This window comes from Vibrio sp. 10N.237.312.B06 (genome assembly GCF_041464685.1).
Classification (GTDB): Bacteria; Pseudomonadota; Gammaproteobacteria; order Enterobacterales; family Vibrionaceae; genus Vibrio; species Vibrio tasmaniensis_A.
Genome location: NZ_JBFSPI010000114.1, coordinates 1 through 14,182 on the forward strand (window position 1 = coordinate 1; position 14,182 = coordinate 14,182).

Sequence of the window (14,182 nt, forward strand, 5' to 3'; positions counted from 1 at the left end):
ACCGATGTATTGTTGAACGCGAAATGTACAGCAAAGATCAACACGCCCTAGTAATCAGAGAAATTGAACTCTAAATCAAAATTGCTATAACTTGTTATATTTTTGGAATTGTTATTTTACAAAAATAACCTATTCCTGTTCTTGGGACTATGATTTAGAGGAAATAATCGAAATTCACAACGAATAAATAAAAATAATTCATGACATTGTCTTGTTATCACAAAGGACAGTAACTTCTCATTATCACTATATAGTGGTAATGAGAAAACAAATAATGAATCTAACGTGCTGCCGACTCTGGGTAATCAAAACGAGTATAAACGAACGTGAAAATGAAAGTAATTACTCAAAGGTGTGAAAATATATGTTTTAATGAACTTGGCGCTGTTTCGTGTTATTTCAAAAAGATACATTAGTAGAAAAGAACGAAAAAATTTCTGAGTTGTTAGAACAACGAACTGAACTTGAAGCACAGTGTAAGAAAATCGAACACAAAAAATATGAAAAACAAAAGCTATCAACTCCTACTCTTCACGTATCTATTGAAGAGTTCGAGAGACGATTGTTTACTCTGATTAAGCTTGTAAGAAGCTCGATTATGTATCTTTCATTAGCAATTAACTTAGATACCACCGTGAAAAAGGCTTACGAAAAAGGGATTTCTCTTCCCCTAGAAATTCCGTTGAAAGATTAGTTATGATAGGGGATTCGAAACGTTTTTCGAACCCCTAATAATCTATTTAATCTTGTATCAATTTACCGTTGTCGAAAGCTCTACATAAGCTTTTGTGTCGTAGAGTGGAACAGTTGAAAGGCTGTGTTTAAAGCTTCCCTCTGTCTCTTTGGTCGTGTAAGACAAGTAAAGTAGAGTCTGATTCTCTGCATCGTAGATACGTCGAACCTTCATTGTTTTAAAGAAGATACTTTTAGACTGTTTGAAAACAACTTCGCCTGATTTTCCCTTGTCAATTGTTGCGATCATTTCTGGTGTGATCTCACCGGTTTGGCGGCATGAGATAGAGCTGTCGCTTGGGTCTGCAAGGCTAAAGTCTGCTTCCACAGATGCAATGTGGCACGTTACACCTGGTATTTTTTCGTCATCCAAGTTTTTGATTGATACGTCTTTTAGGCTGAATATGCCAAGGTCAACATTACCAACTTCATTGTCTGAACAACCTACAAGAAGAATAGGTAAAAGGATAGAGATTAGTTTTTTCATTGATTAGTGCCCTTTATGACTCTGTTTATATTAGATTTTATGTGAAATTTGTTATAGGGTTCAAATCTAAATACAAGGTTTATGCTTCATTGTGAAGAATCCAAGAGAGACGTCGCCAACCTCGTCGTCCGAACAGCCAGCCAACATTGTGATGATACCCGCTGCTATTAAGGCTTTTTTCATAAGAAGTCCTTTTTATTTATAGAGTTCTGTTTACTATAAGGATATTGAAAGCTTGAATACGAGTGTAGAGCTTTTCGTTAAGTTCTTAAAGGATGTTGTTGGATAATGGAAAATATGAAGCATTTAAAGTACTTGTTGGCCTTGGTCATGCTCTGTATGCTCTGTGCTTGTAGCTCGGCACCTCAGTCGAATATATGTCTTCCAAATAGCTGTGACATTTGGGGATACTAACCGTAGGTACTAAAAGAATGAATAACGAAATACCTGAAATTGTACAGAAGAAAAACCAATGGCTGTTTAGTCAACTCGATATTGCCTACCCCGCAAAAGAGAGCCTGCTAGGCCGAGAACTTTATCAAAGCAAACTCCCGTCCAAGACATACCAACTCCTCACCCAAGATCAAACACCTTCCCAAATTGATGAACTGCATAAAGTCGACTTCCATAAACTGACCGTACTTTTTTCACTTAACCAAGCCAGCGCTTACCAAGATGAAACCGAAAGGGCGTACATGTTAGAGTTTTTGAGTCAGATTATGTTATCTGACGAACATGTCTTATACATAGGGACTCAAAATGGTGATGTAGCAGCGAGCGCTATCGTTACAGAAGCGGAGGATTCTCTGCTAATCTCAGACGTTGTGGTTGGAAGTGGTCAAAGTATCAACGCTTTTGCTAAGCAGATCCTTGATTTTTGGGCACAAGATCATGCTTCTCGCGATAAAGTGTGGGTCGAGAACTAAAGGTTCTTTGAGAAAGCGTTAATCTAAGTAAAATCCCCCGTCTTATTTAAAGGGTATTGTATGTACAAGCTATTGTTCTCAATCGCTGTATTGTGTGTTAGCGCTTATTCTTCACTCAGTTTTGCTAATGACTGGGATATCAAACGCATCCTAGTTTTACACTCATACGAACCTTCTTATCAGTGGACCGCTGACTTCCAAAAAGGGATAGACAGTGCGTTCAGCCAATCTCAAGCCGAAGTTAAACTCTCAATCGAGTATTTGGATTCAAAGCGCGTCCATAGCCCTGAGTACTACGATTCTATCGCAAACTACTTACGTACCAAATATGCAGATTATAAGTTTGATGGTGTAATCGCGACTGACGACAACGCGGCTAACTTCCTTGAATCTCTGCCTAGTTTGATCGATCGCTCCACACCTGTCGTTGCTGCCGGTATTAACGATTTCAGTACCGACATGTATTCGGTGTCTGATAGAGCAACCGTGCTTTATGAGAACGATCAGATAGACGTCAATATTGATCTAATTTCGAAGTTAAGACCTAACCTAAAAATACTGTATTTCATCAATGATTACAGTGTCACTTCTGAGTTAATTCGCAAAGAGATGAATCGCGTGATGACTGAGTTCCCTAATATCACATTGGTTGAAATACGCGATTTATCGTTAGTGCGTACCCGTCAGTTTTTGGAAGGTATCTCTGCTGATGACGCGGTTTTGCTCAGTCATTACAATACCGAATTGAATCGAGGCGTGTATCATACTTATCAAGAGGTTTCGGATACTTTGTCTAAAGCAAGTGCTGCTCCAGTGTTTGCTTTGTGGCAGTTCTATATTTCGGGAGATGTACTTGGTGGCTATGTGAATCACTCTCAAAGCATGGGTGAAGAGACGGTTAAGGCGCTCGATAAGTACCTACCTCTTGGTTTCGACGAACCTTTAACTCCAGGTGAGAACAAACGTTTTGTTTTCAATTATCCAGCGATGACAAATTTCGGTATCCGTGAGAGTGCGCTACCTGATGAGGCTGTATTCATTAATGAGCCTTCATCCTTTATTCGTAAAAACTTTCAGTTGCTATTGGGATTGTCGATGGTCATTGCAGGTTTGAGCCTGATTATTTTGATGCAATTTGTCACTCTACGCCAAAAGAAAGAACTGGCTAAAAAGAGCAAACGAATCTTAAAACTCCAGAAACAAACACTGAATATTCAAAAAGATATGATTCATGTTCTCGGAGAGGCGATTGAAACTCGCTCTGGCGAAACCGGTAATCACGTTAAACGTGTCGCCAAGTTGTCTGCGTTGCTTGCTAAGTATCGTGGCTTGAGCCATCGCGAGGTCGAGATGATAGAGATCATCAGTCCGATGCATGATGTGGGTAAGATTTCAGTCCCAGAATCAATCTTGGATAAACCAGGTAAATTGACCGAGCAAGAGTGGGAAGTGATGAAGCTTCACACAACGGCAGGCTATAACTTACTGAAGAGTGGAGCCGGTGATATTACCAATCTGGCTGCTATCATTGCCAACGAGCATCATGAACGTTGGGATGGGGCTGGATATCCTAATGGCAAAGTGGGTGACGAAATTCACTTGTTTGCCCGTATTACGGCCGTCGCGGATGTGTTTGATGCACTACTCAGTGCCCGTTGTTACAAAGAGCCGTGGCCATTAGAGATGGTTATCGATTTGTTCGAGAGAGAATGCGGCTGTCAGTTCGACCCTGAGCTTACTCAGTTACTACTGAGCCACTTACCCGAGTTTGTTGCTATCCGTGATTCGTATCCAGATACCATCACCGCTGAATGTCGCATTGAATTAACGGATAAACCTATTGTTATTGAAGAATTGGCCGTGAATTAACGGTTTATTGGCAAATAAAGTCGTGATTGGTGACGCTCAAAGTATATTAATTTAATGAGTGCTGTTGCTTAAGGTTAAGCATAAAGTGATCCACTGCATATTTCGCGTAGAGAAATAAGGGGCGATAGGTAAAGTGTTACCTTAATCATCACGCGTATTGAAAGAACACTATAGGATAAAACTTGAATTCAATGCGAGTGAGAGAGCTATGCGGTTAGAACAAACTAAATGTGTAATTTTCGATTGTGATGGAACACTCATCGATAGCGAGAAGCTGTGTTGCCAAGCCTTAGTGAATGTGTTTTCTGGCTTTGGGGCTAAGTTAAGCGTTAATGACTGCTATGTGCACTTTCAAGGTGGGAAGCTAGCTGACATCTTAATGGATACGCAAGCACGTTTAGGGCTATCTATCTCCATCGATACACTCGAGCCGCTTTATCGCACTGAATTAGAAGCCTTGTTCCAACGCCATTTAAAGCCGATGGATGGTGCTATTGAGCTTATTGAATTCCTCAAGCAACAAGACATTGAGTTTTGTATCGCTTCCAATGCGCCTAAATATCGAGTTGAATCCTCATTGGCAATGACAGGAATGCTCGACGACTTCAAAGGCAAAGTATTTTCAGCTTTTGATGCCAATAGCTGGAAACCGGAGCCCGACCTGATCATGTATACCGCAATGAATATGGGCTTTTTACCAAACGAATGTATTTATGTTGATGACACGGTGAAAGGCATTGAAGCAGGGGTTCGTGCGGGTATTCAATCTTTTAGATTGCGACCAACGTTTGAAGGTTCATTGAGTGATAATACCGAAGCCGACATAGCAGAGCTAGCGGCTCAGGATATTTACAGTTTGGAAGAAATATCGATTTGGATTAATGGCAAGCGCTGCTCAAGTGGTGGTATACCGCACTCTGGAGCTTTGGTGGGGTAAAGCCTAATTGAAGGCTGACTACTTTGCTTAATTGTGTTGTGTGGAAACCACATGCAGCACAAGTGAACTTCTCTCCACTTTCTGAAAGTAGATATTCGTCATGTTGGCATAAAGGGCATGTGATGTCGTCGGTGTATGGTGCATCTGTTTTATTCATTATGTGTCACCTGCAGCAAAAGGGTAAGCGAAAATAAGACCCGTTCAAATAGATTACCCCTAAGCTCGATTATTAGACAGTTTTGGCTCCTCTTAATCCCTCCTTTGCGACTTACTTCATGTTAATAACTGAGGAGTATGGATTTACCATGGTTATTAATCAGCACCAATAAAAAAAGGACTCTATATGAGTCCTTCTTAGGTTTGTTCTTAATTCTGAGCATTAAGCATTAAGCATTAAGCATTAAGTGCAAATAGTTGATAGTTGATAGTTGATAGCTATTTGCCAAGTGCTAAGTGCGGTATCTTGCCAAAGTTTGAGACAGAGAAACCGATGCTTCTGTGAGCTTAGATACGCCCTTTGAAGAGTTTTGAGCGACATCTTTGATTACGTCTGATTGGCCTCGTATATCATTAAGCTCAGCAGCGATGGTATTCGCTACGTTGCTTTGTTCATCAGCTGACGTTGCTATTTGTAGACTCATGTCCATTAGCGCTTGTGCGGAATCTGCAATCGAGTTTACGTCATCACCGATATGTGAAATGAGTTGGCTACTGGTTTGCGCTTGATCAACCGTTTGCACCGTGATCTTAGCAATATTTTGACTCTCTTGCTGTAAGCGTTCAATCATCGTTTGGATCTCAACCGTAGCGGATTGAGTTCTGCTAGCAAGCGTTCTCACTTCATCAGCAACAACGGCGAAACCACGACCTTGTTCACCCGCACGAGCTGCTTCAATCGCGGCATTTAGTGCAAGTAAGTTGGTTTGTTCTGAAATCGCGTTGATCGTCGTGATGACTTCGTTGATTTGGCTTGTATTTACATTCAAGCTCGTAACAGAAGACGAGGTTTGCTCAATCAAAGAAGAAAGGGTGGTTATCTCTGAGATTGCTTGCTGAACCATAGCATGGCTATCATTGATTTGTTGAGCATCTTGCTCTGCTTGCTCTGTAGAGCGCGCAGAGATATTAGATACTTCATTCGCTGATGCCGTCATTTGATCCATTGCCGTTGCAACAGAGTCTAGAGATGAATTCTGGCTCATAATCTGTGTTTCACTGCGCTTCATCTCTTTTTCGAAAGAAGCTGACGTTTCACTCAGTGTCGCTGCGTTTTGGTTTACGTTATTGACTAGTTCACTTAGCGTATCCATTGAACGGTCAAGGGCGCAACCAATCGTACCAAACTCATCTCGGCCTGGATGGAAGCCAAGGCGAGATGTTAAATCACCATCACCAATCTTTTGAGTGGTTGAGTAAAGAACCCAAAGTGCGCCACCTAGGAAGGTTGCAACCCAGTAACAGAAAAGACCAAAAGGCAAACACCATAAAAGACTGAGTAATAATGTGTACAGAGCTTGCTGCTTTTGGTTCTGTGTATCAGTAGTTGAAACGGTAAGAGAGTAGTAGTTGCCATCTTGTGCCAGTGCCGTAGCAGTCACCGAACCCGTGTTTGAAATAGTGGTTTCTTGAAGGCGTGTTTGTTGGCTAACAGAACGAACCGAAGTTGGGGAATCTGACGCTGATAAAATGCCTTGCAACTGATATTCAACCTGCTGTTTTGCACTCGCGTCAATTTGTTCCATATTGTTGACGTAGTTGAGGCCAGCGAGGCTTGCCACAGCGGCAAAAAAGATCAAGAAAATGACCCAAAACTTGTCGTTAATAGACATTTTAATAAACAGTTTGTCTATCGTTCTAAATTGTACTTCTTTCATAAAAACTCCACGGTAAATCCTTTACCGTGGACTCTAAATAACCGACCTCAATAAAAATGTGATTTCGATCGACTAATTATGAAAATTAATGATAGCAATATATCGTTCATGAGACATCAATCAAGTATTTTTGCTCTCGATGGGTTTATTAGCCTAATGATGGTAATAACCCTACTGAAATAAGGATTTGAATTGCAATGATAAACACGCCAACGCTACCCGCTAAAAACAGCGCTTTGCTTCCACCTAACACTTGGTAAGTTGATTCTGTAGCGTGAGGTTTTACTATTAAATCTGTGTAACGAACTTTGTATACCATTACTGTCGGCAACAGAATTGCGAGCACTGAAAGTGCAATGGCAGCGTAACCCAAAGCCATGATAAAACCTTGTGGGTAGAACAAGGCAAAACCTAATGGTGGTAAAAAAGTGATAGCGGCCGTCTTAACGCGTTTGGCATTGCCTAGTTTCTTGCTTAGAGAGTCCCCCATGAATTCAAATAACCCCAAGCTCACGCCAATAAAAGAAGTAAGAAGTGCAAGGTCAGCAAATACACCCACGATCAAGCTTAAGTTTGATTGATGAACAGTTTGCGATAGTGAGACTAGAAGCGCACCCAAGCTAGTATCAGACAATAATTGCTCTTGGCTAACCACACCCAACGTAACACTCTGCCAGAAAACATAGATGACCAAAGGCAGTGCAGAGCCAATAATCATGACCTTACGTAAAGAGCGAACGTCACCATCCAGGTATCGAACAATTGAAGGGATGCTGCCGTGGAAACCAAAAGAGGTAAACACAACCGGTATCGCAGCAACAATCAGGCCTTGATGCAAAGGCATGCTCATTAGGTATTGAGAGGTGATGTTTGGTGCAAGGAAACTGAGTACCAGTACCATCGCAATCAGTTTAAGTCCGAATAAAACGCGGTTAACTTTATCAACACTGTGTGTACCAATCGTCACAACTCCAGCAACTAACAGTGTAAATAGGAGTGTAGTGACTTGGCCATTGAGTTCAATCCCTGCGATATCCGAGATACGTTGGTTAAACTGCGCACCGCCACCTGCAATGTATGCGGCACACAAAGCGTAGAAAAGAAACATCACGGCGAAGCTTGCGATCCACTTTCCTTTCGTTCCCAAAATCGTGTGAGCTAACGTGTGTAGAGTTGCGTCCGATTCAGCGAATTGATGAAGCTCTACCATTAATAATGCGGTGAAGGCCATGAGAGCCCATAAGCCAAGCATTAGAAATAGTGAGGTTGAAAAGCCAATTCCTGCAGATGCGAGTGGAAGAGCGAGCATGCCGGCACCAATGGTTGTGCCTGCAATGATCAAAGTACTACCAAAAACCTTTGATTTATTCATTGTATATAATTCTTTACGTTAGGGTGGGTTTTCGTTGTGTTTCTTCTGGTCTAAGAGAATAAACCCAAAGAATATCTCGATTTTCAAGTATCTTGATTGAGTTTAATTCCAAATGCAATGTTTAATGTAATTAAAAATATCCACTGTATATAAATATGTACAGCGATTGGTGCGTAAGGAACTAAAAATGCTTAAGCAAACGTTTGAGTGTGATTTGCTTCAAAATTTATAGGGTAATTTGTTGTAATTAGTGTACGGTGACAGTACATATGTCGTTCGCGTATGCCCCTTTAGCGTAAACAAGCGTTAATGATCGCGAGTAGCTTCAAGCTATAAATATGGAATGGGTAGAGTAGAGTGCGTTCATCAAAGTGACATAATATAAGTCCAAGATGGTGCACTAGTTAATCGGATAACATATCCACACCAAGGAATAGAGGGGGCACTATGAGTGACCAATCTTATAATGACGAAAGTCTAGAGTTGTTAGATGCTATGGAAATTGGTATCGATTTATCTGACTATGAACAGACGGTTAAACAATTAGCATAAGAGCTTTTCAAGTCTTCGAACTAAGTTTTTAAGATCTTTAATTAGGTTTTAAACTAGGTTTTACTGAACTAAAGGTTTCTGTAGTTCAACGTTCTCAAATTAAACAATTCTTAAACTGAGCAAATCTCATTAGCTCACACGTCATAACAAAACTATCCTCATTAAAGTTCGCGAAGATAAACGAGTACGTTTACTATGTTACTTAGTTCTCGATACTTTAATGAGGTTCAATGAACTTTCTCGCACACCTCCACATCGCCAAGCATTGTAAAAGTAACTTAGCGGGTAATCTGTTAGGTGACTTCGTTAAAGGCGACCCTAGTAAATACTATTCAAACTCACTTTCAGACGGAATAAGACTTCATCGATTCGTTGATAGCTATACTGATCTTCATGATGTGTCTCGTTCTGCAAAATCGCTTTTCTCACACCAAACACGACGCTTTGCACCTATCGCACTCGATGTATTTTGGGATCACTGCTTAGCCAATCATTGGGCTCAGTTCTCAACGCAATCACTTGAGCGCTTTTGCGTAGACAGCCATCAACAGATCTTTGAACACCAAGAGCCTCATTGGCCTGAGCACTTCATTACTGTTCACCAGAAAATGGCAGAACAACATTGGTTGCTAAGTTATCAAGACATGCCTTCCATTGAGGTGGTATTGCAACGCATGGCTTTGAGACGGCCAAAGCTTGGGATGCTTAAATCTTGCTATCACGACCTAGAACATCACTACAACACGTTGCAGTGTCACTTTCATAAACTTTATCCTAGTGTTTTAGAAGAAGCGAAGCAGTTTAATTCGCTTCAAATGAAGAAAAATCAAAAGGAAAGGTAAACAGCGTAATGCAGGTTTGCTACAATCCGCGCCTATTTAATCTTTGAGCATCATACTATGTCTGAATCTACAAAATCTTTTAACCAACTAGGATTATCTGAGCATCTTCTTGCTACGCTATCAGAGCTTAACTTTACGGCTCCTACCAGTGTTCAAGAGCAAGCGATTCCATTGGTATTAGAAGGCAAAGATGTATTGGCTGGTGCTCAAACGGGTACAGGTAAAACGGCCGCATTTGGTTTGCCAATTATCCAAAGATTAATCGAGACAAAAGACAACGTTATTCCAAACCCGAAGCTAGTTCGTGCGCTTGTGTTGGTACCAACACGTGAACTAGCGCAACAGGTTTTCGATAACGTAACCAGCTACGCAAAGGGTACCGACATCAAAGTCGTGGTGGCTTACGGCGGCGTTAGTATGAAGGTTCAAACTGAAAACCTACGCGGTGGAGCTGATATTCTTGTCGCGACTCCGGGCCGTCTTATCGACCATATGTTCACTAAGAACATCATGTTGAGCCACACTGAAGTGTTGGTACTGGATGAAGCAGACCGCATGCTAGATATGGGTTTCATGCCTGATATCAAACGCATTCTTTCTCGTATGAATGAGGTGCGACAGACTCTGTTCTTCTCTGCGACGTTTGATAACAAAATTAAAGCTCTGGCACATCGAATGATGCAGTCGCCAAGCGAAATTCAAGTGACGCCAAAAAACAGCACCGCTGACACCGTTACCCAGATGGTTTATCCAGTTGATAAATCGCGCAAGAGTGAATTATTGGCTTATTTGATTGGCTCAAAGAACTGGCAACAAGTGTTGGTGTTTACTAAGACTAAGCAGGGTACCGATGCTCTCGTTAAAGAGCTTAAGCTAGATGGCATTAAAGCGGCATCAATCAATGGTGATAAGAGCCAAGGTGCGCGCCAAAAAGCACTGGATGATTTCAAATCAGGTAAAGTACGCGCGTTAATTGCAACCGACGTGGCAGCTCGAGGTATTGATATCCAGCAGCTAGAACAAGTTGTGAATTACGATATGCCATTTAAAGCGGAAGACTACGTTCACCGTATTGGTCGTACTGGCCGTGCTGGCAACAGTGGTTTAGCGATCTCTTTGATGAGCCAGGATGAAGCTTATCTTCTGGGTGACATTGAACGCTTACTTGATACTCGCTTGCCTCAAGAGTGGTTAGAGGGCTTTGAACCAAGCATAGAAAAAGATCTAGCCCCCGATCGAGGTGGTCGCAGTAAAAGTCGCTCATCAGAAAAACGTAAGATGAAAGCGAAACTTAAGATTCACCAAAATCGCGGTAAAGCGCGTCGCTAAACCTGCTGGCGGTTGCATCGTTTGTGATACTGTAAAAACTAAGCAGACTTGCTCAGACATAAAAATGCCCCGTTACTGTTATCAGTAGCGGGGCATTTTCGTTTTCGTTTTCATTTTAAGCACTAAGCACTAAGCACTAAGCACTAAGCATGAAACTTGAAGCCGCGATTTTAGTGTTTGTTTTGCTAGTGTTCACATTTCCACACACAAGGGACTTCATAAATAAGTTCTTCAATCGAACTTGTATTCAATACCCATTCATCAGTGATATTGAACGTACTGATCATTTGCTTGTTAAACAATTGCCAATGATTTAACAATGCTTCTTCAGGTGTCGATTGCATGTCGCCTTCATTCCATGTGCTTTCCATGAAAGGAGTAAGGCATACCGCTCCGTGCGCATACATGATCATTTGCCATTTAATTTCATAAATGTTGATCAAATTATCTGGATTCGCATCATTATATTCATCTGCCAACATATTAATTTGTTTTTCGATATCACCAACATTGTCGATAAAGTAATCGACCAAGTTGTCTTTTTGGCGAACAGAGTCGGTGATAAGTTGCATCGGTTTGCGTGAGTGAATCATGTTGCTAAAGAGGCGCATACTGAATAAATAGATAATAATGTTTGGCGCAATGCCTTTTGGTAACTCTTCTACAATTTTAGCAATGTAAGACTGAAAATAATCATGTAAACAATCACTTATGGCATGCCAGATTTTCTCTTTGCTACCAAAATGGTGGCGAATAAGGCTATGAGATACGCCTGCTTTCTCACTGATGTTACGAAGAGAAACGCTGTCGTAACCATGTTCACAGAACATATCCGCAGCTACACCCATGATCAAAAATCTCGTCTCTTCAGCGTCTTTCGCGCTTCTTCTGCCTTGTTTCTTTTCAGTCATCTTCATTTCTACATTTACCTGATTACCACATTCTACCCTGTTTTCCTTGAAATAAAAAATACTGCCCACCTGTGTAATAAATCATAATAATTAAATGGAGAAGCATCATGCAATCCAATTTGTCTATCAAAGCGATACCGACCAAGCGTACGGGCGTGGTTATTGTCGCACTATTGCTCGCAAGCTCTCTAACTGGATGTAACAAAGTTCAGTCAGAGGAAAATGAGCAGGTAATCAAGCCTGTAAAGTTATTTGAGATTCCTCTGCAGGCAGATATCGAGCTTGATAGTTTTATCGCAAAAGTGGATGCAACCGACCGTGCTGCGCTTTCATTTCAAGTGGGTGGTGATATCGAAGTTTTCGATGTTCGTATGGGACAAGAAGTTAAGAAAGGTCAGGTGCTAGCCGCATTAGACGCGACGGATTACCGTATTGCCGTTGATGCAGCTCAAGCTAAATTTGACTTGGCGAACAGCCAATACAAGCAAGCTTCTGAGCTGTATTCGAAAAAGTTAGTCAGTACCGATTACTACGACCAAGCCGTCAACACCTTTACTGCCGCTGACGTTGAGTTGGAACAAGCAAAAACAAACCTTGGTTACACCACATTAGTTGCTCCATTCGATGGCGTGGTATCGATGGTGTTTGGTAAGCAATATCAGTTAATTGCTGAAAAGCAGCCAGTTCTTAATATTTTGAATCACAGTGAAATGGATGTGACGTTCTCTATTCCGGTATCTAAGCTTGAAGACCGTTCTATTCAAGACCTAACGAGCTCAAACATGTGGGTTGTAATGGATAGCCACCGCGGTATTCGTATCCCAACGCGTTTTAAAGAGATCTCTACACAACCAGATGAAGACACCAACAGCTACCAAGCGGTTGTATCTATCGACAAGCCGGTAGGCATCAATCTACTTTCTGGAATGACAGCGCAAGTTGAAGTTCAGAAGAGTAAGTCAGACTACGGTATTGGCATTGTTGATTCAGCTTGGCTAACCAAACAAGCTGACCATGGCGAGCTATGGCGCTATAACCCAGACTCTCGATCGATTTCTAAAGTACAAGTCCTGCTTGATGAGCAAGGTAAAGTTATAGAAGGTCTTTCTTCTGGTGATCTTATCGTTGAAGCAGGTGTGGATGTGTTATCTGACGGACAGCAAGTAAAAGCTTGGCTTCGTGAGGGGGGTATTTAATGAACCTTTTAAAATTATCAGTTGTTGTCGCGTCGGTTTTGTTACTTCAAGCCTGTAACAATGAAGCTGTACACCGTGAACAACCGCCTTTATTGGTTTCTACCTTTGACGTTGGCGCGCCGCTGACTGATCAGTTCAGAAGTTTTAATGGACAGGTGATGCCTGCAGAACTTACACCGTTGGCATTTAAGCTTGCAGGCGAAATTCAACAAGTATTGGTGGAAGCCGGTGACAAAGTCGAAAAAGGGCAGTTATTAGCCATCTTAGATAACGCAACGTACCTTCAAGATCTAACTGATGCTAAATCTCAATTCAAACTGGCGAGCAAACAGTTGGCCCGTGGTACGGAGATGTTTGGTAGCAAGATGTTGTCGCAGTCAGAGCTAGACCAACTAACGGCCAACTACAAACTAGCATCGGCGAATTTGGCGGCAGCAAAACGCAAGTTAAGTTACACAGAGCTTTTAGCGCCATTCTCAGGAACAGTTTCAACCGTCGATAAGCAACGATTCGAAAACACGACTCCTGGAGAAACACTCCTGAGTGTGTACCAGAACGATAAGGTGTATGTGCGAATTCAAGTGTCAGATTCGATCTTGGCGTCGATCAGCCCAGACATGCGTTCGAGCAGTTACCGCCCACAAGCAACTTTTGGAGGTCACTCGGGGGAATATCCTCTGACGTATCTAGAGCACACTAGCGAATTGCACCCACAATCACGTACCTACGAGTTTTGGATGCAGATGCAGCAGCCTGAAAGTGAAATTCTGCCGGGTACGAGCGTTACGGTCAATGTGGATATGGCGAAAGCGGGTCTGAGTGATGTTCAAGGTTACCAGTTACCAATGACAACGCTAGAAGCGGGCTCTGAAGCTAATCAGTTCTATGTGTGGAAAATGGAAGACGGACAAGCATTCAAAAGCGAAGTAGAAGTCGACAAAATCAGTGGCCAAGGCGCATTAATCGCTCATGGTGTTGAGCAAGGTGATCGACTCGTAAACTCGAATCTAAGAAAACTCCGTGACGGAATCGAATTGTCAGGAAAAGCAGAATGAACATCGCAGAATATTCAATTAAAAACAAAGTAATCAGCTGGCTGTTTCTAGGGCGTGTTGATCTTTCGTGAGTGTTTTTTGAACAGCATGGTAAAGAGTT

The 14,182-nt window shown here is 41.8% G+C and carries 13 protein-coding genes; 8 read left to right on the forward strand and 5 right to left on the reverse strand.

Going from position 1 to position 14,182, the window contains the following annotated elements:
* Positions 1 to 391: 391 nt before the first annotated feature.
* Positions 392 to 694 (forward strand): LA2681 family HEPN domain-containing protein, encoded by a 303-nt coding sequence (locus AB6C75_RS21195; RefSeq protein ID WP_372109109.1) that lies wholly within the window; start codon positions 392 to 394, stop codon positions 692 to 694.
* 57 nt (positions 695 to 751) lie between these two features.
* On the opposite strand, the gene AB6C75_RS21200 is transcribed toward AB6C75_RS21195, so the two are convergent.
* Together AB6C75_RS21200 and AB6C75_RS21205 are read right to left on the reverse strand one after the other, a co-directional pair.
* Positions 752 to 1,219: a CreA family protein gene (locus tag AB6C75_RS21200; protein WP_372109111.1), complete on the reverse strand. Its 468-nt coding sequence runs from the start codon at positions 1,217 to 1,219 to the stop codon at positions 752 to 754.
* 66 nt (positions 1,220 to 1,285) lie between these two features.
* Positions 1,286 to 1,402 carry a lipoprotein gene (locus tag AB6C75_RS21205; protein ID WP_372109113.1) on the reverse strand — a complete coding sequence of 39 codons (117 nt, stop codon included), beginning with the start codon at positions 1,400 to 1,402 and terminating at the stop codon, positions 1,286 to 1,288.
* A gap of 248 nt (positions 1,403 to 1,650) precedes the next feature.
* Between AB6C75_RS21205 and AB6C75_RS21210 the strand changes: the two genes are divergently transcribed.
* The 3 genes from AB6C75_RS21210 to AB6C75_RS21220 all read left to right on the forward strand — a co-directional run bounded on the left by AB6C75_RS21210 (position 1,651) and on the right by AB6C75_RS21220 (position 4,951).
* Positions 1,651 to 2,145 carry a hypothetical protein gene (locus AB6C75_RS21210; RefSeq protein WP_029222777.1) on the forward strand — a complete coding sequence of 165 codons (495 nt, stop codon included), beginning with the start codon at positions 1,651 to 1,653 and terminating at the stop codon, positions 2,143 to 2,145.
* A gap of 60 nt (positions 2,146 to 2,205) precedes the next feature.
* Positions 2,206 to 4,014, forward strand: coding sequence for an HD domain-containing phosphohydrolase (locus AB6C75_RS21215; RefSeq protein WP_017097955.1), 1,809 nt, complete (start codon positions 2,206 to 2,208; stop codon positions 4,012 to 4,014).
* Positions 4,015 to 4,222: 208 nt separating this feature from the next.
* On the forward strand, positions 4,223 to 4,951 hold the full coding sequence (locus AB6C75_RS21220) for an HAD-IA family hydrolase (protein WP_029222776.1): 729 nt from the start codon (positions 4,223 to 4,225) through the stop codon (positions 4,949 to 4,951).
* A 449-nt stretch (positions 4,952 to 5,400) separates the two neighbouring features.
* Here AB6C75_RS21220 and AB6C75_RS21225 read toward each other — a convergent pair whose 3' ends face one another.
* On the reverse strand, positions 5,401 to 6,825 hold the full coding sequence (locus AB6C75_RS21225) for a methyl-accepting chemotaxis protein (protein ID WP_372109116.1): 1,425 nt from the start codon (positions 6,823 to 6,825) through the stop codon (positions 5,401 to 5,403).
* A gap of 148 nt (positions 6,826 to 6,973) precedes the next feature.
* Positions 6,974 to 8,197, reverse strand: a complete 1,224-nt coding sequence (locus tag AB6C75_RS21230; RefSeq protein WP_017100524.1) for an aromatic amino acid transport family protein — start codon at positions 8,195 to 8,197, stop codon at positions 6,974 to 6,976.
* Between the two features lie 782 nt (positions 8,198 to 8,979).
* Between AB6C75_RS21230 and AB6C75_RS21235 the strand changes: the two genes are divergently transcribed.
* Entirely contained in the window at positions 8,980 to 9,591 is a 612-nt protein-coding gene (locus AB6C75_RS21235) for an ACP phosphodiesterase (RefSeq protein ID WP_372109118.1), read from the forward strand.
* A 57-nt stretch (positions 9,592 to 9,648) separates the two neighbouring features.
* Positions 9,649 to 10,920, forward strand: a complete 1,272-nt coding sequence (locus AB6C75_RS21240) for a DEAD/DEAH box helicase (protein WP_372047173.1) — start codon at positions 9,649 to 9,651, stop codon at positions 10,918 to 10,920.
* Between the two features lie 185 nt (positions 10,921 to 11,105).
* Here the strand turns inward: AB6C75_RS21240 and AB6C75_RS21245 are convergent, their stop codons facing one another.
* Complete coding sequence (locus tag AB6C75_RS21245; protein WP_372109121.1) at positions 11,106 to 11,837, reverse strand: TetR/AcrR family transcriptional regulator; 732 nt, start codon at positions 11,835 to 11,837, stop codon at positions 11,106 to 11,108.
* Positions 11,838 to 11,938: 101 nt separating this feature from the next.
* Here AB6C75_RS21245 and AB6C75_RS21250 point away from each other — a divergent pair, with 101 nt between their 5' ends.
* Both AB6C75_RS21250 and AB6C75_RS21255 read left to right on the forward strand, forming a co-directional pair.
* Complete coding sequence (locus tag AB6C75_RS21250; RefSeq protein ID WP_372109123.1) at positions 11,939 to 13,027, forward strand: efflux RND transporter periplasmic adaptor subunit; 1,089 nt, start codon at positions 11,939 to 11,941, stop codon at positions 13,025 to 13,027.
* The gene (locus AB6C75_RS21255; protein WP_372109125.1) at positions 13,027 to 14,082 is read left to right on the forward strand and encodes an efflux RND transporter periplasmic adaptor subunit; all 1,056 of its coding nucleotides are present in this window, start codon (positions 13,027 to 13,029) and stop codon (positions 14,080 to 14,082) included. The genes AB6C75_RS21250 and AB6C75_RS21255 overlap by 1 nt, the downstream gene beginning before the upstream one ends.
* Positions 14,083 to 14,182 lie beyond the last annotated feature (100 nt).